Annotated in this window: 16 protein-coding genes; 3 read left to right on the forward strand and 13 right to left on the reverse strand. The window is 66.0% G+C overall.

Going from position 1 to position 26,214, the window contains the following annotated elements; all coding sequences use genetic code 11:
• Positions 1-27: 27 nt before the first annotated feature.
• The 9 genes from AB0K18_RS19955 to fxlM all read right to left on the reverse strand — a co-directional run bounded on the left by AB0K18_RS19955 (position 28) and on the right by fxlM (position 13,849).
• A complete protein-coding gene (locus AB0K18_RS19955; RefSeq protein WP_364915963.1) occupies positions 28-2,982 on the reverse strand; it encodes a LamG-like jellyroll fold domain-containing protein in 2,955 nt (984 codons plus the stop codon).
• A 196-nt stretch (positions 2,983-3,178) separates the two neighbouring features.
• Complete coding sequence (locus AB0K18_RS19960; protein WP_364915965.1) at positions 3,179-4,402, reverse strand: IS701 family transposase; 1,224 nt, start codon at positions 4,400-4,402, stop codon at positions 3,179-3,181.
• A gap of 1,045 nt (positions 4,403-5,447) precedes the next feature.
• Positions 5,448-5,921, reverse strand: coding sequence for an ATP-binding protein (locus AB0K18_RS19965; protein ID WP_364915968.1), 474 nt, complete (start codon positions 5,919-5,921; stop codon positions 5,448-5,450).
• 113 nt (positions 5,922-6,034) lie between these two features.
• Positions 6,035-7,156 carry a hypothetical protein gene (locus AB0K18_RS19970; RefSeq protein ID WP_364915970.1) on the reverse strand — a complete coding sequence of 374 codons (1,122 nt, stop codon included), beginning with the start codon at positions 7,154-7,156 and terminating at the stop codon, positions 6,035-6,037.
• Between the two features lie 3 nt (positions 7,157-7,159).
• Complete coding sequence (locus tag AB0K18_RS19975) at positions 7,160-8,116, reverse strand: thiopeptide-type bacteriocin biosynthesis protein (protein WP_364915973.1); 957 nt, start codon at positions 8,114-8,116, stop codon at positions 7,160-7,162.
• A complete protein-coding gene (locus AB0K18_RS19980; protein WP_364915975.1) occupies positions 8,098-9,255 on the reverse strand; it encodes a lanthionine synthetase C family protein in 1,158 nt (385 codons plus the stop codon). Before AB0K18_RS19980 ends, AB0K18_RS19975 begins: the two co-directional genes overlap by 19 nt.
• The gene (locus AB0K18_RS19985; protein ID WP_364915978.1) at positions 9,252-12,290 is read right to left on the reverse strand and encodes a lantibiotic dehydratase; all 3,039 of its coding nucleotides are present in this window, start codon (positions 12,288-12,290) and stop codon (positions 9,252-9,254) included. The genes AB0K18_RS19980 and AB0K18_RS19985 overlap by 4 nt, the downstream gene beginning before the upstream one ends.
• 79 nt (positions 12,291-12,369) lie before the next feature.
• A complete protein-coding gene (locus tag AB0K18_RS19990) occupies positions 12,370-12,561 on the reverse strand; it encodes an FxLD family lanthipeptide (RefSeq protein WP_364915980.1) in 192 nt (63 codons plus the stop codon).
• Positions 12,562-12,613: 52 nt separating this feature from the next.
• Complete coding sequence (gene fxlM / locus AB0K18_RS19995; RefSeq protein ID WP_364915983.1) at positions 12,614-13,849, reverse strand: methyltransferase, FxLD system; 1,236 nt, start codon at positions 13,847-13,849, stop codon at positions 12,614-12,616.
• A gap of 990 nt (positions 13,850-14,839) precedes the next feature.
• On the opposite strand from fxlM, the gene AB0K18_RS20000 reads away from it, so the two are divergent.
• Both AB0K18_RS20000 and AB0K18_RS20005 read left to right on the forward strand, forming a co-directional pair.
• Positions 14,840-15,778 carry a hypothetical protein gene (locus AB0K18_RS20000; protein WP_364915986.1) on the forward strand — a complete coding sequence of 313 codons (939 nt, stop codon included), beginning with the start codon at positions 14,840-14,842 and terminating at the stop codon, positions 15,776-15,778.
• A gap of 11 nt (positions 15,779-15,789) precedes the next feature.
• A complete protein-coding gene (locus AB0K18_RS20005) occupies positions 15,790-16,695 on the forward strand; it encodes an aminoglycoside phosphotransferase family protein (RefSeq protein WP_364915989.1) in 906 nt (301 codons plus the stop codon).
• Positions 16,696-16,768: 73 nt separating this feature from the next.
• Here the strand turns inward: AB0K18_RS20005 and AB0K18_RS20010 are convergent, their stop codons facing one another.
• Genes AB0K18_RS20010 through AB0K18_RS20020 form a run of 3 tightly spaced genes read right to left on the reverse strand, consistent with a single transcriptional unit; the run spans position 16,769 to position 22,692 of the window.
• Positions 16,769-19,009 carry a DUF262 domain-containing protein gene (locus tag AB0K18_RS20010; RefSeq protein WP_364916580.1) on the reverse strand — a complete coding sequence of 747 codons (2,241 nt, stop codon included), beginning with the start codon at positions 19,007-19,009 and terminating at the stop codon, positions 16,769-16,771.
• The gene (locus AB0K18_RS20015) at positions 19,009-21,102 is read right to left on the reverse strand and encodes a UvrD-helicase domain-containing protein (RefSeq protein ID WP_364915992.1); all 2,094 of its coding nucleotides are present in this window, start codon (positions 21,100-21,102) and stop codon (positions 19,009-19,011) included. Before AB0K18_RS20015 ends, AB0K18_RS20010 begins: the two co-directional genes overlap by 1 nt.
• 45 nt (positions 21,103-21,147) lie before the next feature.
• Positions 21,148-22,692: a serine/threonine-protein kinase gene (locus AB0K18_RS20020; RefSeq protein WP_364915995.1), complete on the reverse strand. Its 1,545-nt coding sequence runs from the start codon at positions 22,690-22,692 to the stop codon at positions 21,148-21,150.
• A gap of 104 nt (positions 22,693-22,796) precedes the next feature.
• Between AB0K18_RS20020 and AB0K18_RS20025 the strand changes: the two genes are divergently transcribed.
• The gene (locus tag AB0K18_RS20025; RefSeq protein WP_364915998.1) at positions 22,797-24,389 is read left to right on the forward strand and encodes a serine/threonine-protein kinase; all 1,593 of its coding nucleotides are present in this window, start codon (positions 22,797-22,799) and stop codon (positions 24,387-24,389) included.
• Here AB0K18_RS20025 and AB0K18_RS20030 read toward each other — a convergent pair.
• Positions 24,379-26,196, reverse strand: coding sequence for an N-6 DNA methylase (locus AB0K18_RS20030; RefSeq protein WP_364916000.1), 1,818 nt, complete (start codon positions 26,194-26,196; stop codon positions 24,379-24,381). The two genes, AB0K18_RS20025 and AB0K18_RS20030, sit on opposite strands and share 11 nt — an antisense overlap.
• Between the last annotated feature and the right edge of the window lie 18 nt (positions 26,197-26,214).

Here is a 26,214-nt window from a genome sequence, read left to right on the forward strand (position 1 = left end):
GACCAACATCACCGCCGCCACCGACCACTACCGCAGCCACCCCGCCGACGGTCTCCAGCTCCTCGGTCTCACCACATGAGAACGCTTCAGCCCTGCGTAAGACAGGTCTCCGTAGAGGTTGTAGTCCTTGGCGATGACGGTTCGGTAGTCGGTCAGAGTGCTGGGGTTGACCCAGGCCGACAAAGTGAGTGAGTCGGTCGGCCGGAGGGAGGAGGAGCTGTTGATGGCGACCCAGCTGGATCTGCCATCGAACGACAACGCTTTGCCGTACTTGCCGTCGACCCAGGTGGCGCTGCTGGCGGTGCCGTTGTTTTGGCCGGTGGCGTCGGTGACAGTGGTTCCGGTGCCCTCGTTCATGCCGTAGCCCGCGACGAGCCCGTCGGGCAGCGGAGGCGTTGTCGGGTCCGGCGTGGGTGTCGGATCGGGATCGGGAGTTGGTGTGGGGTCGGGAGTGGGTGTCGGGTCCGGGTCGGTATCGCCGTCGCCGCCGTCCTGTGGAGCGGTGACGCAGGTGGTCATCTGCCACTTGTAGGTGGTACCGGGCTGCACGGTGTTGGCCGGGATCTGGTAGGAGGCGCGTTCGCCGCCGTTGACGGTGCGGCTGCCGAGGGGTGCGGAGCCGACGGGCAGTCCCTGGTTGTCGTACAGGTAGTACTTGGCGGTGACCGGGCCGCCCGAGGGGCGGTTGACCATGCCGGACAGGATCGGCTGGGTCGGATCGGCCATGCCGGTCTCGGTGTCCGACGGAAGCACCGGAGCGTCGCTGGTGATGCGGTACGCAGGGCTTTCATTGCAGACCGGTGGGGTGACGCCGGTGCGGCATGCCTTGACCACGAACTTGAAGCTGGCCGGGTTGTCCAGGGTGAACACCTTGTCCAGCGCCTGGCCGGAGGGGATGTTGTTGTGGGTGGTGGTGGTCGGGACGCCGACCATGGTGCGGATGTCGGCTGCGCTCAGCACTCGCTGGTATACGTGGATGTCGTCGAGGGCGCCGTCGAGGCCGGCGTTGTCGGGGTCGAGGCTGTCGGTGAATCCGTCGCCGAGCTGGAAGGGGCCGCGGGCGTTCCAGCCGACGCTGACGTCCCGTTCGGCGGACAGTTCGCCATCGACGTAGAGCCGCATCTTGCGGGCGGATGCGTCGTACTGGGTCGCCAGGTGGGTCCATTGGCCGACCTTGGCGAGGTTCTTGGATTGGATCAGCGTGTCCCGATAGGCGTCCGGGTTGTCCTGTGCGGCCAGTGAGAGCAGCCAGTGCTGGTCGAACTCGGGTGCGTTACTCACTGCGTAGTACAGGGAGAAGGCGGGATTGTTGGTGCCCATTTGAGACCAGACGGCCTGGTCGCGGTCGCTGCTGTCCAGGCGGACCCATCCGGCCACTGTCCAGCTCTGGTTGGTGTTGAGCACCGGGCCGCTGGTCCTGGCACGGGAGGTGCTGCCGGAGAGCTTGACCGCCTGGCCGAGCTGGCCGGGCACGCGGCTGTAGGTGCCGGACAGGGTGGCGGCGCGATTGTTGCCAGAGGCATCGGTGAGCGTGGCTCCGGATGCCTCATCAAGCTTCCAGTACGCGGCCTCGCCGGTCGGTAGCTCCTGAGCGGGCGGTGCCATGGTGGAGTCGTTGACGGTCACGGTGTAGTCCAGCGGTGTCACCTCGGCCACGCTGGACTTGTAGGTGACCTTGACATTGGTACTGCGAGCGATGGCGTCGTTGCCGTCCATGGAGTCGATCGACTCGGCGGTAACAGTGGGGATCGCGGGAGGCAGCACCCAGTCCACGCTGAGCTTGGGGACGTTCTGACCCCAGAACTGCGGCCAGAAGCTGTAACCCTCGGACGTGTAGAGGTCCATGGGCAGCTCTTGGCTGAGGCTGAGCATCACGCCGTGGTTGGGTGTGTCCCCAGCCCACAGCCGGGCCATGGCGGTGAGGTCCCAGCTCCACACCGACCCCTCAGATCGCGGCAGCGCGCAGGGGTTGACCAGGGCTCGCCCTTCGTTGGTGGTGTCGGGCTGGTTGTCCCACCAGGTGTCGTCGGCCTCCCAGGAGGAGGTGATCCGTCGAGCGGCGACGCCCTGGAACTCATCGCACAGGGCCTCTTCCCGCAGCGTCAGCTGCATGGTGGCCCTGACCACCTGCTTACCCTTGATCGCCTCCGTGTCGAATTCCATCAAGGTCCGGATGAGGGTTTCCTCGCCTGTGTAGGAGTAGCGCTCGACCCTTCCCGGCGTTCCGGTCTGCCCATTGGGAGACATGATGCCGATTTCCTGGGTGACCCCAAGGGTGGTGGTGGGGTCTACCGTCACCGGGTACTGAGTGGCCGGATCGGCCAGCCACTTCGGGTCGGGCTTGAGCACCAGAACGGTGGCGCCGTTGTCAGTTTGCACTTCGGCCTCGACCTTGGCCTGCCGGCCTCGGTTTTTGGCGTCAGTGTTCGGGGTGGCCTGGGCGGCAGTGGCATCCCACATGCGCGGGGCAGGCGCGGACGCCACCTTCTTGCCCTTGGCGCCGGTCAGCGTGAGCATGCCGGACTTGGTCTCTTTGAGCTTTAGGCTCGGAGCGTGCACCGGCAGCCGGTACTCGACCGGACCAGTGGGCCGCTCACGGAGCACCACGTCGTGCCGGAACCCAGTGGGCAGTGCGGTGACCACCAGGTCCGCGGACGGGCCGGCGGCCCCTACGTAGGTGGCGACGTTGCCCTTGATCTGCGGCTTGGGAAGAGGGGTGGGCCAGGACAAGCCGAAGCTGTCGGTACGCCCGATCCGCATAGTGGCGAAGGGATCAGTGCCGCCGGCTGATAATCGCAGGTGGGACTTGGCCAGACGAGGCTTGAGGACGCCGTTCTCCTCGACCAGAGTTGTATCGATCCACGCCCAGGAGCCGTCGTCCTGCCGCATCTGCGCCGGACCAGTGTAGGACTGGGTGGACAAATGCCCATCCGGGTACGCCCACGTGCGCGATGTCTCGGTGAAGACCGCCTCCACCGGCACCGGTACTACATCCGTAGATCGCGTGGTAACGGGTCGCCTCGTCGGCGGTAGTGGCTGATAACAGCGCGGGTCTGGTGGGCTTGCCGGAATCTGGACCAGGCCAGGACATGCTCGACGGCGCTGGCGGCCGGCACGACGAGGCGGGCGAAGACACGGCGGATCTCAGCCAGGGACGGCCGGATCAACCGGCCCGCACTCAGCTGTGACTCTCCTGATGTTGCAGGCCTTTTCCCTGATCAGCGGCGGGTGGCACCGGCTCGGGAGCGCTCTGGCCGTCCAGGCGCGCGCGGCTGACGGCAAGAAAAGCCAAGGCGAGCATGGCCGTTGTCACATGGCGGTGCCAGCCGTCCCACTTGCGGACCTGGTACTCCGTCAGGCCGAGCAGGTCCTTGCCGGTCTCGTTGTTCTCCTCGATCTTCCAGCGCAGCCCGGCGACGGTGATCAGCTCGGTGACGGGCGTGCCGGCCAGGGCATGGGCCAAAAAGAACTCGACGTCGTCGGGATCTCTGACGCCGCGGCGGACCAGCAGCGTATGCGTATGGCCGTCAGCCGGGCACTGCCCCGCCGGACTCACCGCGACCGTCGCCCACTCGTAGGCGCGTGTGCCCTTGGTGCCCTGGCCACAGGAGCGACGCTCCCACAAACCCGGGACGGCCTGGGCCAGCAGCCGGTCCAGCACATGCCCGGCCGGCTCCTCGCCGCCCCGGGCGGTCACCAGCGGCAGATCCACCGGCACGGCCATCACATAGCCGATCCGATGGGTGTGGCAGTAGGCGCGCAGATGAGGATCACGGCCGTAGCCACAGTCGGCGGCCAGATAGCGAAACGGCGTGCCCACCCGCTGTTCCTCCTGCAGCATGTCGATCACCAGCTGAGGCTTGGTCGCGAACGCCACCCGCTCCGGCACGCCCGCCACCCGCCGCCGCTCGGCGTCACCGGCCCAGTCCTCGGGCAGGTAGAGCCGCCGGTTGATGAACGCGTGCCCGACCGCGGAGGCGTAGGTGAGCATCGGCATCACCTGGCAGTTCTCGACCTGGCCGGTCAGCCCGCAGTACTGGCGGGCCACCCCGACCGACCGGTCACCCTTCTTGATCGCCTGCGTGTCATCGGCGATCAGTACCCCGTCCGTGCTGCCCAGATGCTCCACGACGTAGGCGCGCACGTCATCGCGGAGCGCGTCGGCGTCCCACTTGGCCCGTGACAGCAGCCACTCGATCGGGTTGGCGGTCGGATGCCCGACATGGTCGGCCAGTTGCCAGGAGTTCTTGCGCGGCACATCGGCCAGCAGCCCGCGGACCAGGTCTGCGAAGGTCGTCTTCGGCTCGGGCCGCTTGAACAAGCGATCAGCGATCCGCGAGGTCACCGCCGTGAGCTCGGTATCCCAGGACACGACGAGATCGTAGGTGAGGCACAAGGTCACTCGCAGACCATCGCCGATACACCCACAGTCACGCTGGTGAACGACTTAAAGATCTACCGATGTAGTACCGGCTTGTTCTGCTTGATGGCCTCCTCGACGGCCGCGCGTAAGGGCGCGTCCGGGTCCTCAGGTTGGGGGAAGGTGGTTACGGAGGGCCTCGCGGAGGCCTCGGTGGGTTCCGGCTCCGCCTGAGCGGCACCATTCGCGCCTGCGACCAGCAGCGATGCTGCCACCGTGAGCACCGTCGCCATCGCTACCTGCCGGGTAGCCGGTCGGCCGCGCTTTCGCGTGCTGACTAACTTGTTCACTGACACCTTCAATCTGGTGTGAGTAGGAAACAGCAAACAAGCTTTACCTTTGATCAAGATCACCCGGCAATATGAGAAAACTCACGCCACATGACCCCCTCAAAGCCGTAACACCTATCCGCGCAGGGACGATGTACATGGTCAAAAAGGGTGCTCGAATTGGTAATCGGAATTGTCGAATACTACGTGTGAAGTCGCCGATGGCCGTACAAGAGGACAGCGAAGAGGCGTAGGCTCGACCTGGTGGCAACAGCTGCCACCTCGCTACTAGTGATCACTCGGCAGCGACTTGGGTGCTTGCAGCGTACGAACCGGCACTCACCCTGTACCGGAGATATACGCCCGACGGTCGCAACCTTTGACCTGCGGGACCTTGCCTCCTTGGCGGCAGCCGCGAGTTGAACGAGGCTACGCCGACCGGTCGCGGCAGGCTTGCTTCTCGCTTGCAAGACACGGCATACAAGCTGATGAAACGACTGCCCTCTACTTCGTGACTGACCCTGTCGACGACGTTCGCGGATACCGCTGTACTGCAGGTTTTTAGCCGCCTATCTAGTCGCCGCTCTCGTGGGCGAAGGCCCAGTCACACGCCATTACGAAACAGTTGCGCACTGTCACCGCGCCATGGTGCAGCTTCATGTGGACGGCCTTCGCCTCTTAGCACTAACGTTCTTCTCCCGAACGTATAAATCTATACGCGCGAAAAGGTCGGCCTGATAGCAGCAGGCCGACCTTCTTCATTTCGCTACGGCCGCCGTTCGAGCGTCGATGTCGAGGTGGACCCACACTGTGTGTCCGGTCGCCGGGCTGCCGATCTGGGAGAGCTGCACGACGAGGTCTCTGACGATCGCGAGCCCGAACCCGCCCACCGTCAGCTTCCCGTTTGCTGGGCGGCGGTCGAGCAGCGGCCTGCCTGCTCCTCCGAGATCACAGACCCCGAGGTAGGCCGGGCCCTTCTCCGGGAGGTGCATCTCCACCCCGAACCAGCCTCCGGCGCGGCCGGAGCGGGTGTGCAGCAGGGCGTTCGTGGTGAGTTCGGAGACGATGAGTCCGGCGTCGCCCTCGCGGCCTGTCCCCTCGAACAGTGCCTCGACCATGCGGCGTACGCGGCTTATCTGATCGCGTTCGCCGGGGAACACGCCTCGCCAGTCCATCCGGTCGGACGAGCGCATCCATTCCCATCGTTCGGGCGTATGCATGGTTTCGATCATTCGCGGTGTTCCTCCTGGTTGTCGGTGGCGATCCGCACCCGCGCGGACGCGATGGCCCAATGGGCGCTCGACTTCATGGCAGGGGTCAAGTTGTCCCCCGGTTGCGGGACTGCTCAGGAAGCTGTGCGATGCCTCGTCGATAGCGCGGCGGCCAGCGCTTCCTGGGCGAGCTTGACCGAGGCGGTGATCGAGTCGAGCAGCGGAGCGGCAAGGCTGCCGCTGCCGAGGCCGGCCGAGGTAACCAACTTGGTGAGTCCACGACGGTGGGCACTGGCCAGCTGTGTCATGGGGTGGTGGCGCAGAACGTCGCGAGCGGCGTACCCGTCTCTCGATGTGAGTGCCTCGGTCGCTACCTGGGTTAGGACATGGTCTGCAATATGCGGGTCGAAGGCGCCGGCCAAGGTGGCCACGGTCAGCCCGTAGCGGGCGCGGTAGACCGCGTAACCCGGCATCGGCTCGCTGCCGAGGAAGTGCTCCGCCATCGCCTGGCCGTCCCGGTTGAGCGTGCTGCCTGCGGACATCACGTTCAGGCAGGTTGCGACCTGTCGTTCCCATGGCTCGGTCAGGTTGCACTCCTCCAGGACGTGCCGGGCCGCTCTGGGTGCACTGTGCAGGCAGTGCGCGATGATCTCGGCTTGCCGCCCCTCCATCAGATGGACCCCGATGCCGTTGTGGGCCTTGGCATGTGCGACCGCCTCGTCCCAACGCCCGGCCATGGCCAGCACGCGGATTCCTTCCGCCAGGTATTGGAGCCACGCCCACTCGCGGAGCTTGTGACGCTCGTGTCGCGTCCCTTCCAGGGCGGCTGTGGGGAGGGTCTGCCTCTCAACGACGAGGTCGGTGCATGTGGTCGCCGCCTGGTAGACGGCAGCGAGGAGCCGCAGGGCCTTGTCGCCGTTCTCCGCGCGGATCTGCAACCGTGCGAGGTTGAGTACTGGTTCGAGCATGTACCGGGCCTGCAGCACGGTGAGGGGTTCGCCGGCCTGCCGGTAGACGTTGATGTGCTGCCAGCAGAGCTCATGGGCAAGGTCGCTCAGGCCGCAATCGCTGGCAACCAGGGCGGCCTTGTTCAGGGCGTGGGCCGCCTCGTGCAGACCGTTGTCGCCCTGGTGCCACGCGGTCTCGGCGATTCCCGCTATCTCCCGCACCCTCTCCTGGAGTGAGGGGCAGGCCGGGCGCGGGCGGCCGACGAGGGGGAAGCGGCGCACGGCGTTGTGCAGTGTGGTGAGGTCCAATGCTCAGCTCCGAGGCAGGAAGGCGGCCTTCGCCGCGTGGGCGAGGACGCCCTGGGTCGTGGCCGACAGGCCGAAGCGGTTCCAGTGGAAAATCAGTACGTGGGTGAGTACGGCTCGGAGCCCTCGATCAAGGCGTCCTCGGGCGGCCTCGTCACCAAGCCGCTGGCCGGCTGTCTCGTATGCGGCGAGCCAGGGTTCGGCGAACGCCACGGTGTCCGCGAGCAACCTGCGGTCGGCCTGCCTGGGCACCAGCAGAAGAGTGCGTACGTTGAGCGCCAGCTTCTCCACCGCTGAGGTCTGGTTGCCAGGCGGCGCCGGACGGATCGCGGCCACCCGGCCGAAGACGTCGCCGCGCTCGAACCAGTCCAGTCCCGCTTCACGGAGCAGGGCATTGATCAGCAGGAGTGAGAGTTCTCGTCGTCCTTGGTCGGCGGCCTTTTGGCGGGCGTAGGCAAGCACGCCATGGCTGTCGGCGCAGAACAGTTGGTGGGCGATGTCGGTCCCCTCTGGACCACCGAAGGCAAAGGTCTCCGGCTCGTAGATGGTGGACCACCAACGAGCGATGACGCGCTCTTCAACAAGCTCGCGGAGTGCTCTATCGACAGCAGTGCGGTCCGTTGTGTGCACCCGGAGCCGCCAGCCCGGCGGCTTGCGCAGGAACCACCAACCCTGCACGACGCCCTGGTCCTGTAGACGGTCCAACCGGAGTCCCAGGTACATCGCTCCAGCCGATTCGGCCGTACGTTCCTCTGCGAACTCGATCGCGAGCTGGTACCACTCGCTCCGCTGTTCCAAGGCGGTGAGACCGGCCGCTTGGAACAGCTGAACGGCATCAGCCAGCTCGACAGGGGACATCCTCGTCTCCGTCGCGGTGCTCTCCAGGTCCGCCCCGGAGAGTACGACGAGGACGGCGGCGGCGATCTTCGCCGGCGAAGCAGTGGTCAGGTGATCAGCAGGCATGAGTCCCATCCCGATCGGGGAGGCGTGTGTGTGGTCTCCATCGCCAGCCGAACGCCTGCCTCGCCCGTCAGCAGACCGGCGCCCTCGACATGGAGGGCCGCGGCCTGCTTCCTGAGGAGCGATGCCAGCTCGGGGAGGCACGCTGTGACGGCTTCACTGTCAGCGTCCTGGGCGGCTCTGGAGGCCGTCTGGTACACGCCGGCCAGGCCGTGGCACAGCCCCGCCTCACTCAGCCGAGCGAGCTGTCCAGCGGTCAGGCACGCTGCCATGTCTTCCTCGGCTGTGCGCTGTCGCTCTTGGTCGCCGAGGGCTATAGCGCCGAGCTGAAGGGCTCGGGTGATGCCGGGCGTGCCGTAGCACCACGACGGGCGGCCTGGACCGGACTGGGCGGGCCGTCCGCTCCGCAGATCCTCTTGGGTTAGCCACTGCGGCCACCAGGGGCCATCCCCCGAGAACTGCCGCCAGCGGTCGAACCACAGCATCAGGAAGGTGATCGCCTCGCGCTGCCCGAGCACGACGCATCCACGGCGGGCGGCCAGGGCCAGTACGGCGAGCAGCCCTGCGGCACCGTGCGCCATCCCCAGGTTGGCGTGCCCGCCGGGAGTAGGCAGGAGCGGGTCCGGGTCGTGCGGCACCCACCAGCCGGGAATCTCCAGCCCATCCTCGACGCGGGGACGGGTCAACCGGACCAAGTACCGAAGGATCTGGGCCAGGACGTCACTGCGCGGCATGCGGTTCAGCAGCAGTGCCGCGATGCCGATCAGTCCGGAGAAGAGGTCGTACTCGTGGAACGTCGCCGGCGCTCCCCCATCCATTCGCGCTGTGGCGGTGGCCAGGCGACGGCGGGCGATGCCGAGCACGAGTTCGTCCAGCTTGGCCGCTGTCGAGGGGTAACGATGTTCCCCGTCAGCGCTTGCGGCGTGCAGGACGAACGCGATGGCGGGTGCGCCGTAGTAGAGGCTGGCGTGCTCAGCGGCGACGACCCTTCCGGCAGCGGCCTGGCGGATGTGGGCGTAGATGTTCCGCCACTCCTCCGTTCCGGACAGCGCTCGCTCGATGTGCAGCAGCGCGATCCCGGCTGCTCCTCGCGAGAGCGACTGGGCGGTCATCTCATCCGCGGTCAACATCTCCGAACTCACAGGGCACCTGCCAGGGCCAGACGGCGCAGCGCGACCGCGCGAGCCAGGCGCCCGGTCACCTTCTCGAAGGCTGGATCGACGCCCAGTGCTCGTACGTGGTGCTCGTGCAGGAGGGCGCGCAGCACTGTCTCCGGGTCGCGTTGCTCGACGAGCATGCGGTGGTACGTGCGGAGAGCGTCATCGCGTGCGCGCCAAGCGGAGACGACGGCATCCCCCGCTGGCAGGGCACCGACCTGGGCGAGATCGCCGCAGCGGAGTGCGTGATCCCGTAGAACGCGGTCGAGCTGGCCCGTTGTCCGTTCCAGGCACCTGACCAGCCATCGGCATCCGGTGAGGGGGTCTGGTGCGAACGCCGCCGCGAGGTGAGTCATCGATGCTGCGGCCAGCGCTTGACCGGGCAGGTGCGAACGCTCGACTGCCGTTATCTGCGCGATCGCGGCCAAGGTGTCCGCGGCCGAGACCTGCTCGGCGACCTGCAGCGCCGCGCCTTCCCCGTACCTGCCAGGCTGCTCGTAGTGAGTGGTCAAGGTGAGGTGCGCGAGCAGGCCCCCTACTTGAAGTCTCTCGGCGAACGCCGCCAGGCACTCGGCGACCTTTCCGAACTGGCGGCGGTCGGTCAGGCGTATGAAGAGTGCAAGGTGCTGGTCCGTGTCGAGACGGATCATGTCGCGGTGCCGGCTCACCCACCAGCGGAGAACGACGTCGCCGAGTTCGTCAATGAAGGCCGGTAGGTGTCGGGTCAGGATGGCGTCGAACCGTACGGGGTTGCCGATCAGATGGGCACGTACGACCTCGGAGGCACCCGGCCGGTCCACAGCTCCTGGTGATGCGGTAGCAGGAAGCTTCGATAGGGGCGGCTGGATGGCCGTCATGGGGATCAACAGTTCGGCCGGACGCCCTATCCAGTTCTGGCCCTTGGGCGGGCTGTCCTCACACAGCTCGATCCGTTCCGCGCGGTGCAGGTGAACACGGAGCACGGCGCGATCCAGCTGCTGATCGAGGTTGAGGGGCAGGCGCAGCTCTCCGTGGCACAGCACTACTCGCGCCGGTACTTGCCACCGTGCTCGCCATGCGCGAAGTCCCTCCTCCCATTGACCAGGTAGGTCTGCGGCAGTGAGAAGCCAGCGCGCCGGGGACAGGATGGTGCGCCGGTAACGGATGCGCGGGACGTACGGCAAGGTCCGAGCGGCGCCCAGGGTGAATGGCGTGAAGACCGCGCTGCGGGCTTCGGCGACCTCGGCGAGGAATCGGGCCAGCGGCGGACTTTGAACGACGGTGTCCAGCGCGTGCGGCACCTGGGTGAACACACGCCGGCCGGTGGAGCGCTGCACCAGGTACATCTGCGCGGCATCGGCGGTGACCGCCAGGTCGTCAAGATCGATCATTCCGCGTTCGGCGTGCTCACCCAGGTGGAGGGTGTCTTGGAGAAGCTGTGGAACGCGTACGACGTTCTCGTTGTGCGGGCGCCGAGGTGGGAAGGACAGCTGGACCACCACCGCGTCTTCCCCTGCGTGCTGGTACCCGGCGGCGAGTCGGGCTCGGTCGTCGTCATCGAGCAGGTAGGCGAAGCGCCCCGCCATGCTCGTGTGAGCGCGGGGTGCGGCCGTGATCCAAAGCTCGAAGTCGCCGCGATCGATCATCTCGGAGGACTCGGCGTGCAGGGTCACGCCCAGCTCCACCCGCCGCGGCGGTACGACGGTGGTGTGGTCACCCACGGTCAACGCCTCAAGCTGCGCCTCCGTCAGCGTGATCTCCTCACATCGGGAAAGCGTCGTTTCCTGAATGAGCGAGAGGAGGGCCGCGTCTCGTTCGGTCAGCGTGCGCCATGTGGGCCTCGCGCGGGGTGCGCCGAGGTAGCCGGAGGGATAGCCGAGAGCGGAGTCGTCCACCAGCTCTCGTACGGGTACGAGGGCGCCGCGGCCGTACCTTGCGAGGAACCGGGCGTGGTAGTCCATCCATGCCGTCCGGCCGAAGGGCTCGGTGCACAGGCGTAGCAGTGCGGTGGCGGCGAGCTCTGCCTCCTTGAGCACGACTTCGGGGATGGCGATCGTCGCGTCGAGCCGTACATCAGTGGCAAGGCTGGCTTCCGGGCTGAGTGCGCTCATCCGCTTGCAGGCTTCGTCGCGGACGATGGCAGCTTCGGTCGGGTCTGTGAGAGCGTCATGGCGGGTCAACAGTTGCCCGATGCTTTCGAGTCGGCGTAGCAGCTCCGCGATGTCCGGCAGGTCTGAACAGCTCGCAGCGAGCAAAGTCTCGATCAGGTATCGCAAGGGATCGGCTGCGGTCGTCGGCGGGCGCAAGCTGGTGATGAGAACCCGCTGATCGACCAGAGCGTTCAGCAAGGCATGGATCTTGTCTGGCGATGTCGCGGGAAAGCGCCGGACCAGGTCACTGGTCAGTTCGTCAAAGCGCTTTGGGTGAGCGGCTGCCATCAGCGCCCGCCGTACAGGCCGAGTCAAGCGTACGGACGCCTCACGAAGAGGCCCGGGAGTCCTCGCTCCGACCTCCGCGCGAGCAGCGACGATGAAGCGGCCGTCGCGGACGATGCCGCAGTTGTCGGTGACCATTATCAGGCGGGGTCGCAGGCCGGGATGCTGTTCGAGCTGGTCGATCAGGGTTATGAGCCATTCGGCGTCCACTCGGGCTCGCGTTATATGGCACGTTCCAAGGCTTGCCTTGGCAGGACCGATCGTGGCCGTAGCAACCCCGGCGAACAGCCCGAACGGGGTTGTGCGTCGCTGCCAGCGCAGAAGGTATGAGGTGGTGGCGAGGATGGCCCTGCGCAGGTCCGTAGTGGCCGGGTGCTCGGAGTTGAGCATCCGGTCGATACGGCTCGCGAGGGCAGGACTCGCCACTCGAACAGCCTCGCGTACATCGCCACGCGCCCAAATCTTCGCCAGCCAAGGTCGGCCCTCGTGCTGAATCGCCGACTCATTCGAGAGGTCGAGGTCTGTCGACAGGTCAAGGTCGCCTGGATCGGTGCTCGCGCGCACCATCACCAGGCCGGTGTGTTCATACCGCGGGAGGACGGTCACCGTACTTCTTCCTTCGTCGGTTACGAGCTGGGCCGCCAGCGCCCACAAGGGTCTGGGGCGCCGGCGACCGCGAGGGCGATCAGGAAGGGTCGTTGGAGCTGGTGCTGCATGCGCTGGTGCTGCAGGTGTTGCCGCACCCGTCGCTGGTGTCGCACATCATGACGACCAGCGACGTCGTCGCCTCGACGACGCGCATGTCCAGCTCGAACTCCTCGTCAGCCACGACATCCGTGGACACGTCGGCGGCGTCAAGGGCCAGCAGTGGTGACATGGGATACGTACTCCTTGGTTGGGTTCGGTGTGGACGGCCTGGCCGTACGCGGTCACTCAGCCGCAGGCCAGGAGATCGTGAGAAGGCCGTGGGCCTTGCGCAGGACGGCCACGTTCTCGGGGATATGGGTGGGTGAGGTGCCGGTCGGCCAGTAGGCGAACGTGGGCTCAGACCGGTCCCTGGCTCGCGCGTCCCACGCCCGAATCTGGTCGACCAGCGCGTTCGCCGGCTGGCCACCGTGCGGACCGTAGGCACGAGCTCCGAACTCGACCCCCTTCCCCTGCGGCAGCGGCCTCACCGACAGGTAGGCGAAGGAGTCACCGCGCACCACGGCGAACGGGAACCAGGTCTTGCGCTCCTGAGCGAGCTCCGTCCCCTCGTCGACGGCCATCCTGCAGAAGCCGGGCAGGAATCCCGCGAGCCAAAGGTGCAGGTCGGCGAAGGACACCCCGTTCCCGATCGTCACGCCGGACCACACCTCAGTGCGTTCGCCGGCGAGGACACCGTCCAACGCGCTCGGGTCGTCAGGCGCTCCGGCGTCGAACCGAAGCGTGATCACGTGCCCCTGCGGATCCGGCAGCCGAAACTCCCGATCGGCGTGCTCCCCCGTCCCCTGCATCGGAACGAACCCACACACCACCGCAGAGGTGCTGACCAGATGGTCGCCCTCGCGCCGGAACGCTATGGATCGGCTGACACCGTTCATGCGCAACGGCAGCACGAGCCTTCCGTCTGCCTTCAGCTGGCTCAGCCAGGCCGGAGCGACGTCCCACGCGCCGACGGTCACGATGATCGCGTCGATCGGCCCATGCCCCGGTAGCTCGTTGTGCGCGTCAGCCGTGATCACGGTGACCCGATCGGCGTACCCCGCGGCTTCGAGCAGTTCCGTCGCGCGCTCGGTCACCTCAGGATCGATGTCCACGCTGACCACCTGGCCGCCCGGTCCGACGACCTCAGCCAGCAGGGCCGCGTTGTAACCCCCGGAGCCGAACTCCAGCACGCTCATCCCCGGCCGCACCTCGGCCTGCTCGATCATCGCCACCTGGACGAAGGTCGCGCTCACCGAGGAGATGGCGACGCCGCGCTCGTCCCTCTTGGTCACTATGGCGCTGTCGACGTCGTAGGTGACTTCCAGCGGCGTATCGGCCGGAACGAACGCGTGCCGCGGCACCGTACGGACCGCCTCCTCCACCGGCTCGGACCTGATGTATCTCGCCGCGATCAGCTCGTCTGCGAGTTTGTCCCTAAGCTCCGCAGCCCGAGCCTGCTTCACGATTTCGTCGATCACGATTCGTTCCTCTTTTCTGGATCTTGCTGAATGGCGAGGGGCGCAGTCGGTGCTCGTCTACGAGAGTGGGTTCACGCTGGACGAACCGATGACAGGAAGCCACCGGCCACGCCGTCAGACAGCCCAAGCGGCTATGGAGATGCCTGCGGATCGGCGAGCACAGCGAAGGCCATGGAATTGACCTCCGGTGGCCCGCCCGCACAAACGTGTCTGCTCGATGCTCGGAATGGGCACCGCGCCAGAATCAGCGAATGGGCACCACATCCTCGAGTCGCAAAGGCTTGGATGACCAGCCGGGAACCGAAGATCGTCATGTGAGTCCCTTGATCGGTGATGAGAGCAGCGCGTTTGTGAGTCTCCGAGGATTGCTCCCGGCGTGGGTCCCGGCAATGGTGACGGCCGCTTTGCCGTGCCCCTATGACTCCAGCCGTCACTACTTCAGTCACTAGAACGGGGTAGACGTAGCCAGCGACCTAACTAAGCGTGATGGACTGCTTACGCTGGATCAGCCCAGCAAGCGGACGGAGGCTGGACATGGCGCATAAACGGTCGTGTGCCGCCCGATGGCGGCAGAGGGCCCAACAATTTGGATGGGACCTCTCCCGAACGGTGGACGAGATAGTCGCATGCTGTCAGGTGAGCCGCTTGCGCGCGCAACGCTTGGCCCGCGGCTGGACCCTCGCGGACGCGGTCACCCACCTGCAAGCCCTCTGCGAGGACTTGGCGGTTGAACCACCGAAGACGGACATCCAGCAGTGGGGTCAGTGGGAAACCCGGAAAGGCCGTGTACCCCTGCCGAGAACCGTCGACCTCCTGTGCCGGCTCTACTCAGCTGACGCCGCCGACCTCGGCTATGCCACTAGCGAGGACGTCCCTGCGCACCCCCAGCGCGCAAGATCGGCTCCGCCCTCGATCTCGAAGCTGGACATGCCTCCTGGCCGACTGGGAACGAACAGCATCTCCGGAGAGCTGCTAGCTTCCACCCGGCAGATGATCGACCGCACGCTCGCCTCGGGCAGCGTGACCAAGGTCCAGCTCGACCTCCTCAATGAGCGGTTGAAGTGGCTACGGGAGCAGTACATCGTCACGCCTCCGCAGACGATGATCCCTCGCCTGCTGACCGAGCTCCGCGAGGTACAGGTTGTGGCCCGCGACAGGCAGCCTGCCACCACGCAGGCTCGCCTGTCAGAGATGACGGCGATGCTGGCCACGCTCATCGGAGACTCGTTGATGAAACTGGGCGAGATACCGGAGGCACACGCGTGGTACGGCACCGCCCGCGCCGCCGCCGACGACAGCGGCAACCGCCTGCTACGTTCCCGCGTACGAGCTCAAGCGGCAATGCTGCCCTACTACTACGGACCCATCGAGGCCGCCGTCGATCTGGCGAAGGAGGCGAGCGAGCTCAGCGCCGGCCGAGCACCGACCATCACAGCGGCCTTCGCCGCGGTGGCCGAGGCCAGGGCACAGGCCCGCATCGGCACCACGACCGCAGCCCTGCACGCCCTGCACAAAGCGCAAGACCTCTTCAGCCGGACCGTACCGGGAGGTCAGGACGACTACGATGCCTTCGGTTTCCCCGAGCGCCGTCTTCTCCTCTACATGAGCGGCGTCTTTACCAACCTGGGGCAGCACGCCAAGGCCCGTGCTGCCCAGCAGCGCGCACTCGAGCTCTACGGCGACAACCCCTGCATAGACCCTGCCCTGCTACGTATCGAGGAAGCAATCTGCTTCGCCCAAGGGCACTCTCTCGACGAAGCCTGTCAACTGGCTATCAGCGCCTATCTCAGCGTGCCCGCCGGACACCGAACCCGCATCCTGGACGTTCGCGCCCGTGACGTCATAGTCGCCATCCCAGCACGCCTGCGCGCTGCCCGACCGGCACGGGAGTTGAACGAAGTGCTGGCGCTGCCCCCGGCGCAGATGTGAGTCTGACAAGCATGAATGGTGTCCCCGTCCACGGCGGCTTCACCGAAGCCCAGCTGTCCGACCTTCTCCGACGCGCTTGCGACGCAGCGGGATTGCGTGCTGACGGCGCCGTGGTTCTTCGAGGCCAAACCAACGCCGTCATCCGGCTACAGACCGCACCAGTCATCGTGAAAATCGCCCGCGTGGGGACCGAACCAGCGGAGGTCGAGCGGACAGTACGCTTCGTCAGCTGGCTCATGAAACTGGGCTTCCCCACCGTCCCCCTATACAGGCCCGAAATCCAGCCCCTGCTCGTAGACGGCCACGCCATCACCCTGTGGGATTACCTCCCCCAGCCACCCGAACCGGTCCCTACCGAGACGCTGGCCAAGCCCTTAAGCCGTCTCCACAGCCTCGACAACCCGCCTGTTTCACTGCCCCAATCCGACGCCATTCAAGCCATCCGGCGCTCCCTCCGTGCAACCACTCTCCTCCCCGAACCAGATCTCCGCTTCCTACAAGAGCGCGTCGATCAGCTGGAGGCTGAATTGGCAAACGTCCAATACGCCCTCGACCCCAACGCGATCATCCAGGGCGACCCTCACCATCGAAACGCCCTGCACAGAGTGGAAGGGGTTGTCCTGTGCGACTGGGACAGCGCCTCCATCGGCCAGCCCGAATGGGACCTGATCACAATCGAAGTTCACTGCCGACGCTTCGGCTACGGCCAGTCCTCCTACAACGACTTCGCTCAGGCGTACGGCTTCGATGTCGCCGCATGGAGCGGCTACCGTGTCCTGCGCGATCTTCGCGAACTACGAATGATCACTACAAACGCCCGGAAGTCGATCCACGCATCCGAGAAAGCTGCCGAAGTCATCAGGCGCGTCCGCAATCTCCGCCAGGGCGCTCACGGGATGGCCTGGAACATCCTTTGATGATCTACAGCAGTGACACTCTCCTCGGCTCATAGGGTGAAGTGCGATTGAGGGCGGACGACTGACCCTGACATCAGGAATACCCGAACTGGCCGAGGCGGCGGCTGGCGATCTCAACCTCGGCAGGGCTGAACAGGCTCGCGAACTGGGGCTGTACGACCAGAGCCTCGACGGTAAGATCCAGCCTGCCCCGTTCCCAGAGGGCCGCGAACCCGTCGGAAACCGCTGGCGTGTTGAGCAGCTTGCGAGCCGTCGCAAGGCTGCCGTGCTCAGCCAGCATGCTCAGGAAGTAGCTCGCGTGATAGTTGGCCTCGCTTCTGGCCCTGTCATAGATGGAGCGCATGGCCTGATCGAACTCCGAAGGCGCCTCCTCTGAAGGCTCTGCGGGCTGCTCGACATCGCTCTCCCCTGCCCGGGTCCTATTGAGCCGCTCGGCGTAGCCGAGGAGCGCGTCCACGGAGGTAAAGACGATGAACCCAAGCTCCTCCAGACGAGCGACGTCCGAGGTCTCGGGGTCGAGTTCCAGAACGACCGGCTTACCTTGACCTGTCTGGAGCCCCTCAGGCCAGAAGGCCTCGGCCACGGCCAGAACGCGTCCGTCGGCGGGATCCGCTATCTCACTGTCGAGAGCCGGCTCCACGTAACCAAGCTGCCGCATCCTTTCGACCATGCCCTTGATCTGAGCCACGCGGACATCGTCCTGCGTCTCGCTGACACCGACGGGCACCAACTGACCAGCCTTCAGAGCACCGTCCCTGAGTTCCGTCAGGAAGGACTGTGCCGCCTCGGCCAGCAGCTCGCGCCGGGCGGCCAGGAAGTCGAGATAGCGTTCAGGGCGCCACAGGTCGGGATCCTCCGGAATCCACTGCGAGGCGAGGACGCCTGGATGCTTGTCCTGTGCTTCGGCGAAGTAGTCCTCCGGCGACCTCTTGTTGATCTTGAGGTTAGTGTCCTGGGTGAGGAAGCAGAAGTTCGCGATGGCGTTCACCTGGGCGCGGTCGTAGCCGACCCGGTAGAGCAGCGCCTTCGGGAAGATGTGGTGAACCTGCAGTGAAGCGAGTTTGCCCAGCATCTCGGCTTTCAGCTCTAGACCGCTGCCGAGGTCACGCGCTCCCTTGACCCGGGTCAGCATGTAGAGCAGCGGGTAGAACCGTGAGCCCTGGGTGGATCCTTCGAAATCATGCGGCTGGATGTCGAGATTGCCGCCACGCCAGCGCTCGAGGGCGGTGATCAGTCCGTCGATGCCGGCCCGCTCGGCGACCTCGTAGTCCTGCGCGAGCGCTGTCTCCGTCGAACCCGCGAAACGACCCCACAAGGCGGTGTGGATGTACCAGTAGAGCACGCGGTCGCGGTGGGAGCTGTCGGTGAAGGTTCCGCCGGAGGTGAGGTGGAGCAGGCGGGAGATCACGGGAATGGCGTAACGCCCCATGAGCACGCGGTCGTGGTCGAGGCCAAGTCGGCCGGAGACAGAGTCCAGCACATTGCCTATATAGCCCACTGCCTTGTTCAGCGCGGTCTCGAACTCCTCCGCCGACACCTCGTTGAGCGCGGTGAACACCGCACGGCCTGTCGCCACCGCGGTCGTGTTCCGCAGCAGCCAATCGAGGGAGAACGTGAACCCCGCCTCGGACCACTTGTTGAGCTGTTCCCGCATGACGTGGCGGGCGGGTGCCCACTGCGCGCAGATCTTGGCCAGCGCGAGGTCACCTTTGGACAGCGCCGTGCCGCCGGAGTTGACCCGGTTGAAGATGTCAACGACGACGTCGACGTCCTTGTCCGGGCCGGTGATCTTCTCTTCGTGGAATTCGCGCTGCTCGATGTTCTTCAGCCGGTTGAGGCGCTCGAGATAAATCGCGAACTTGTCCGGAAGCTGGGCGAAGTCTTTGATGAACGGCTCCAGGCCCTCTGTGAACAGGCGGGTGACGTCCACCCACCGCACATCATCCTTCATCTTGGCCGGGCCATAGAACTCGAACGCCTCCTCCTCGACGTTGAAGCGAAGGCCGGTGAACGCGGAGACATCACCTTCGAAGAAGGCCGGCGCGCGCCCACGCATGACACCGTAGAGGGAGGTGATGCGTTGCTGGCCGTCGAGCAGGAGCCGCCGCACGCCGCCGTCCGGTGCCGCCCCCCGGACAGAGGCCGGGCCCGGCTCCGTCTCCCAGATGAGCAGGCCGCCTACCGGATATCCCTTGTATAGAGATCGCATCAGGCCGCGCACCTGGTCGCGATTCCAAACGTAGCCGCGCTGGAACTCCGGCAGGAGCACCGTGCCGTTGTCGATCTGGTGGAGCAGCACCGAGAGAGTCGCCATCATCCGTCCTGTGAGATGAGAAAGGGGCTTGGCGCGCCGTGCCATGACACATAGAGGCGTTCTCTCGCCCTGGTGCAGGCGACGAAGAGCAGACAGCGTTCGCGCTGCAGGTCGTGCGCGTGTGTCAGCTCGTCCTCGGCGGCCGGTGTGATCGCGCCGGCGGGCGGAAGCTGGTGTTCGCCGGCGCCGATGACGGCGACGCAGCGAAACTCCAGGCCCTTCATACGATGCATCGTCCCGGCTCGGACGACGCCGTCGTCCTCCCGGGCCTTGGCCAGAGATTTGGCGGGAATGCCGGCGCGCTCCAGCACCGCGATGGCGGAGTCGGCCAGCATGCTGGAGCGCGCCGCGATACCGATCGCAGCCGGCTCCACGCCTGCTTCCAGCCATTCGGCGACCTTGGCGGCCAGGGCATCCAGCTCGTTGCGTTGCGAGCCGAAACCGCGCGTTTCCGGCGGCATGCCGTGCACCAGAGACCGGTATCCGGCGACCGTCTCGAGCCCGCCGTTCATGTCGTCGACTTTCTCCCCGCGAATCATGCCGAGGCTCCACGCCAGGATTTCGGCGGTCGTCCGGTAGTTCACGTTGAGGCGGGTGGAGCGTCCGGTCACATTGATCCCGACGTCCCGCAGGGAGACTCGGTTGTCGTAGATCCGCTGGTGGCTGTCACCTGCTATGAAAATGTCATCTGGTCCTTGGGCAACAGCGGCCCGTAGCAGCCGCCACTGCACTGGATGCAGGTCCTGCGCTTCGTCGACGATGACATGCCGGTACGGCTTCGTCTCCCGAGCGCTCAGCAGGCGGGTGGCCTCCATGCATACGGTTTCGTACGTCCATACGCGGCGCCGCTTGAGCTCCTCCTGAAACTCCCATAATGCCTGCCACACCTGGGCCTTCTGCCTGGCGCCCAGGCGCCTGCCTCGCCCCGCCCGCTTGGCTGCGAGATAGTCCGCGGCGCTGCTCACCTGCTGCGCGAGAACGACGTGCCGCCACTCCTCGGCCAGGAAAGCCACGCTGAAAGGCACATCGAGCTTGCGGATCACGCGGCGCCAGATGTCTTTCTCCTCGCGATCAGCCAGGATGGCGGGACGCCCGTGTTCCTCCGAAAAGATGCTGTAGGACAACTGGTCCACGTGACGGACCTCGATGGCGTCACGCACTTTGTCGGAGTCGGCCAGCAACCGAAGGCCCGCTTCCAGCGAAGCGGACAGGGTCGAGGTGAAGGTGGTCACCAGGATCGGCCCGGCTCCCAGTGACGCGAGGTGGTGGGCCCGATGCAGAGCGACGACCGTCTTCCCGGTGCCAGGACCGCCCGTGACCCGGGCGGATCCGCTGTAATCGGCTTTTACCACGCGTTCCTGCGAAGGATGCAAATAGATTTTCCACGTGGCGAACGGGTGCCGGAAAACCTCCATCAGCTCATCCGGCCCGGCCACCAGGACGACGCGTTCCGGCGTACGTTCGATCGCGGCCACGAGGTCCTCGGTGTCGTATCGCTCGGCCGACACGCTGCCGCTGATCTCCTGCCACACCTCCTCCGGCGTCAGGCCCGCCGCCAGCCCGAGAAGGGCGTCGTACTGTGTCTCCGGCAGGAACCCCTGCGCCGCCTCCAACTGGATGATGTCGGTCAGCGCGCGGGCGAAGGTGAGGACCTGCCCCTCCACGCCGAACTGCGCGAGGACCGCGTCGTCGATGTGATCGAACAGGCGCCGAGGTGCCGCGCTCGCCATCTCGGTGAGCTGTGGCAACGTCGCCTCGACCGCCGCGGTGTCCCAGATCTCGATGCGGCCGGTCGCCGCGTTGACCGAGGCGTGACGGCGCTCGGCCCAGCGATAGGCCGCGTCATGCCCCAGAACCTTCAACAGGAGATAGAGGTCGCCCGTATCGGGGACCAGCACTACTCCGCGCCAGTATTGGTTGATGCGGATCGTGCGGAAGCGCGGGTCGGCTGCTTTCTGTATGCGTTCAAGGTGCAGGCCGGCATGTGTGGCGTGCTCGAACTCGCGGAAGACCTCGTCCACGCGGTCTTGAACGGAACGCTCCAAACGCGCGTAGTCCCGCAGGAAGTCGCGATAGATGCCAAGCCTCGCCATATCCAGCGCTCATCTCCCAGATAGTCGCCGACGATCAGACCCGTATCAGGGTTCCAGGCTTTCGAGGACCTCACGGACCGCTCTCGCACTGGGATGGTTGGTACCGTACCGCCGTTCAAGATCCGCCAGTAGAGGAACGAAGGTACCCTTTGCCCGTACGGCATCGCCGGCGCCCAGCTCGAGCAGGCCGATCTGACGTCGCAACTCAAGGGTGCGTTCCTCGTCGATGCCCCATCGCTGCTCATCCGCCAGCAGTTCGCGGAGCTTGGACAGGGCGAGGCGCGTGTCGCCAAGCATGGCCAGGCAGTTAGCCTCCATCATCCTGCACCGCAAGGCCAGGTCGGTAGCTGGTCCTTCCTCCCGGGCGATGTCCGTGGCAAGGTCGGCGAACTCGGGCGCGGCTCGCCGGTAGTTGCCTCCCAGGAAGAGCACGTCCGCCAGTTCGATTCGGAGCGCGAGTACTTCAGTGTCCATGGTTCCGAGGGTCTGCGCGGCGGGCTGCACAACTCTCCTGAGGACTTCCGCTGCTTGAGTGAAGCGCGACTCCGCCTTGAGCGCTTCGGCGTCCTTTCTCGCGAGCGAGATATCACTCGGCCGGAAGACGGTGTCCGCGACGACAGGGCGGGGCGATGTCGGCAGGGGCGCTGTTTCGACGGGTGCCCCTACGTTCTGCGTGCCGATGCGGCCTATCACTCCGGCGTACATGCGCACCGGATGCGGAGAGCCGGTGCCTACATAACCGATGAAAGGCGGCAGTTCCGCACAGAACTCCAGCAGCCTTGCGTAGACGTCCGCTGCGGATGTGGGCCGCTGTCGCGGCTCCTTCTGCAGCAGCCACAGGACCAGCTGCTCCAGCTTCTCGGGAACCCCTGTCCTGCGATGGCGTAGTGGCTGCGGTCGTTCGCGCATGTGATTGTGCATGGATGCGAGAGGAGTGGGACCGCCGAACTGATTCTTGCCGGAGATCATCTCATCCAGCACGACGCCCAGGGAGTAGAGGTCAGCCTGGGGGCTGGTCGTGCCGGCCATCGCCTGTTCGGGCGCCATGTATTCGGGTGTGCCCACGGTCATGCCGGTTCGGGTCAGGCGGGTGGCGGTGGGCGAGATGGCCGCAGCGACCCCGAAGTCGAGCACCTTGACGGCGCCTTCCGGCGTCAACATCAGGTTGCTGGGCTTGAGATCCCGATGGACCAGGGAGTTCGCATGAGCCGCCGCCAGCACCGAACACACCTGGGCGGCGATGGCCGCAGCCCAGGGGATGGGGATTTCGGTCTCATCCAGCAGCGTTTGGACGGATACGCCGGGAATTTGCTGCATGACCAGGTAGAGATTGTCCTGGTGCGTGCCGCAGTCGTACACTGCGGGAACACCTGGGTGTTCAAGCCGGGCGGTGATGCGAGACTCTCTGACGAATCGCTTCGTGAGTTCATTGTCCGGTTTGCCGTCCGGTAGACGGTCCACTCTGATGAACTTGATGGCGATGGGCCGGTCCAAGCGTTTGTCGTAGCCGAACCACACCTCCCCCATGCCGCCGCCGCGACGCGACAAAGGGTCGAGTTCGTATCGGCCGCCGATCGTCTGCTTGGTCATCCGGCCGCCTCTCCATCGAACTCTGCTGTCCAAGAGGAAATTACCTGATCTCAGCGGCGTTCACAGGTGCCATGTATACCTTTGTTTTGCTTAGGATTCGCGCTATGGTCCGGCAGAACGATCGCGGCAGTGCTCCTCCTGCGCCCACGCATGTCAGGCCTCCGCTGCTCGACACCTTGAGTTTCGTGTGGGTGATCGTTCCACTCCTGTCAGTCGGCTTCCTCGCGCCCCTGAGCATCGGGTTCGCCGCCTACCGGCTCAGAAGCCGGTTGGTCGCCATCACCGCCGCCGGATACCTGAGTCTGGCTCTGGGGCTCGTGGCGACGAGAGGGATTCGCGACTGGCCTTCGGGCGACTGGCGGAACGAGTTCGTCTGGGCACTGTGGTGCGCGGGCCCCTGGTTGGGTGGAACGCTACAAGGGTTCCTGCTCAGGACCAGAGTCTTTCCGGCGAGAGCCTTGTCGTCCCCGACAGCCGATCCCTCGGACACCGGACAGGAGCCCTCGATGGCGTCATGGAATCCCTGGGGGGCTCCGCCCTCGACCGCGGACGCGCCGATACCTGAGCGGCCAACGAAGCGCGTCCTGGCAGGTCCAACGGGAGCGGCCGTTCCGCTCAGCTACATCTGGGCGGTCATACCACTCCTCACGCTCGGGTTCACCACCTCCTTGGTCATCGGCTCAGCCGCGGTGCGGCTGCGTAGCTGGAAACACGGGGTCGCGGCGGCGGCCTACCTGGTGGCCCTGGGGATCTTCGTCATCACGAACGAGCCGATGTCCAAGCTGCCGAGCACGTCCTGGCAGTACCAACTGATGCTCTGGTCCTGGTCGCTGGGACCGTGGTGGGGTGGCACCTTTCACGCCTTCATGCTGAGGCAGTCCGTCTTCCGCAGACGTCCGGCACCGGCGCCGACACCGAGTCAGGTCTCCGATGCCATCGGGTCCTATCGTCTGGTCAGGCGGCTGGGTGCGGGTGGTCAGGCGACGGTGTATCTCGGTGTGGATCCCGCCGGTAGGCAGGTCGCGGTCAAGGTCATCCATCCGTCGCTCGGTTTCGCTCCCGCCGAGCACGAGGCGTTACGGCGGGAGATCGCCGCCGCCCAGCGAGTGCCTCCGTTCGCGACCGCACCCATCCTGGATTTCGGGATCACCAGCGATCACGCCTACATCGTCAGCGAGTACATTCCGGGCCCCTCCCTGCAGGACTCGATCAGTCAAGGCGGGCCGTTGGACACGCATGCGTTGATCCGGCTCGCCATCGCCACGGCCGCGGCTCTGCGCGGGATTCACAACACCGGGATCGTGCATCGGGATTTCAAGCCCGCCAATGTGCTGCTGGGCCCCGACGGCCCGCGAGTGATCGACTTCGGCATCGCCCGCGTCCTGGACCGCGTCACCATGACATCGGGAGGCATCAAGGGGACACCGGCGTACATGTCACCTGAGCAGGTGTCCGGCCAGTTCGTCGGCCCACCGTCCGACGTGTTCAGCTGGGCGTCCACCATGTATTTCGCGGCGACCGGGCGGCTGGCTTTCGACGGACCGACGTTCGCCGCCGTCGCCTACCAGATCTGTACGCGTCCACCGGACGTAAGGATCTTCCCGCCTACGCTGCAGATGCCGATGGCCGCCTGCTTCGACCCCAACCCGCAGGCCCGGCCCACCGCGGCCCAGCTCATGCTGGCGCTCAGCCAGTGACGGGCTGAAGAGCACCTCCCGTGAGCCCTTCCAGGATCTGTGCGGCCAACTGCCTGCCCACTCGGGCGGTCTCGTCGATCGCCCGCTCGTAGACCTCCAGTTGCCGGAAGGCTTCTCCGTAGCGGCGCTGCTCGTCCAGCGGTAGCCGGGGAATCTGCGCCCTCCGTACGTCTACGCGAAGGGTCCCGGACATGGTGCTCGCCGTGCGCTCGGCGGACAGCCTGAGGAAGCCAGCGAGGAAGTGCGGATCGAACAGCTCCTGATCCACTCGGATCATGAACAGGTGGGGGCCGAGCGTCACCTCTTCAGTGATCACTCGGGCATGGACAACCCTCGTGATCGCGGGGATGACCACATCACCTGGCTGAGCGGTGATCGTGCCGGACTCGACCGTGCCCTTGCCGGTCGGCCCACGGCCCAGCGTGACGTCCTTCGCGGTCAGCAAGGGCACATCGCCGGATTCGATCTCCATGCGCATCGGCGTCTGCTCGAGTTGGACCGCGCCGGCTCTGATGAGCTCGCCGAGCGTGGTCATCGTGAGAGCGCGCGGCTCCTGGAGCACGTTCGGCACGGCATCGGCCAGCTCGCGGGCGAGCGCTGCCAGCTCCGCCCGTGACTCGTCGACGCTCCGCGTAAGAGGCGCCACTTTGCGAACCAGGTACCGGGAAGGCGTGAGATCGACCTCGTCGTCGAGGAGGTCGATGATCGCCATGGCTCCTTTGGATTGCTCGAGATAGGACCGCCATGCGGGAAGCACGTCCTCCAACTCGCAGTCGGCCATCAGGACCTGGGAGGGGACGGCATCGTCGTCGCTGGGGCGACGTAGCAGCCACAGATGTGGTGGTTGCGTCGATTGTGGAGCGGAGCCCGCGGGAAGCCCGATAATCCCTTGGAGGGCCCCGGTGCGGAGCAGCTGCGAACGGATGCGCCGGCCGGAGCGGCGCGTGGCGGCGGCAGGCGGCATCAGCACGACGACTTGGCCTCCGGGTCTGACTCGTGCCAGGCAGTGCTGTACCCAGGCCAGCTCGGATTCCCCTCGGGGTGGCAGGCCGTATTGCCATCTGGGGTCATTGGTGAGCTCTTCGTAGCCCCAGCCACGCTCGCTGTAGGGAGGGATGCAGATCGCCGCGTCCGCTGCCATGTCGGGAAAGGCGTCGGCGGTAAGGGAGTCTCCGGCTCTGATTTCCGCCTTGACGCCGCGAGCCGAGAGGCGGGCGGCGGCCAGTCTCGCCATGGCCGCGTCCCGCTCCTGGCCGAAAACCCGCCCAGCATGCCGGCGGGCCGCGTCGAGGGCGGCTACGAGAAGCCCGCCGAAGCCGCAGTGCGGGTCGAACACCATGTCCGGTGATTCGAGCAGTGCCGCCATCGTGGCGGCCACTTCCGATGAGGGAACCTGGACTCGACGAGAGTTGGTCTCGACATAACGACGGTAGAGGAACTCGACCGTTTCCGGCGTTCCGAGCTCTGCGGCGAGCCGACTCGCGGCATCGGCCAGATCCGCCGGTGGCTCGGTGCCTCCTCCGACCAGTGAGCAGGCCACATCACTCACGACGGACAGCAGTTGAAGGTCGTCGGCGGAGTTCCGAATCTGCTGCCAGACCCGCTCATCGAAGGGAAGCTCGTCCAGCTTGCCCTGGCTGCGGAGCCAGGACTCGACCTGGTTGAGGGAGAACAGCGGATTCGACGACGTCCCGCCGACGGGCCCAGGGAAGTCCTGAAATCTCCGGCGCCAATTGCTGACGGCCGCACGGCCGACACCCGCCAGCCGGGCGATGTCACCCGCTGTCACCGTGGCATCGTCCCGCATGACATCCCTCTTTCTAGG

It is taken from the genome of Nonomuraea sp. NPDC049421 (assembly GCF_040677005.1).
Classification (GTDB): Bacteria; Actinomycetota; Actinomycetes; order Streptosporangiales; family Streptosporangiaceae; genus Nonomuraea; species Nonomuraea salmonea.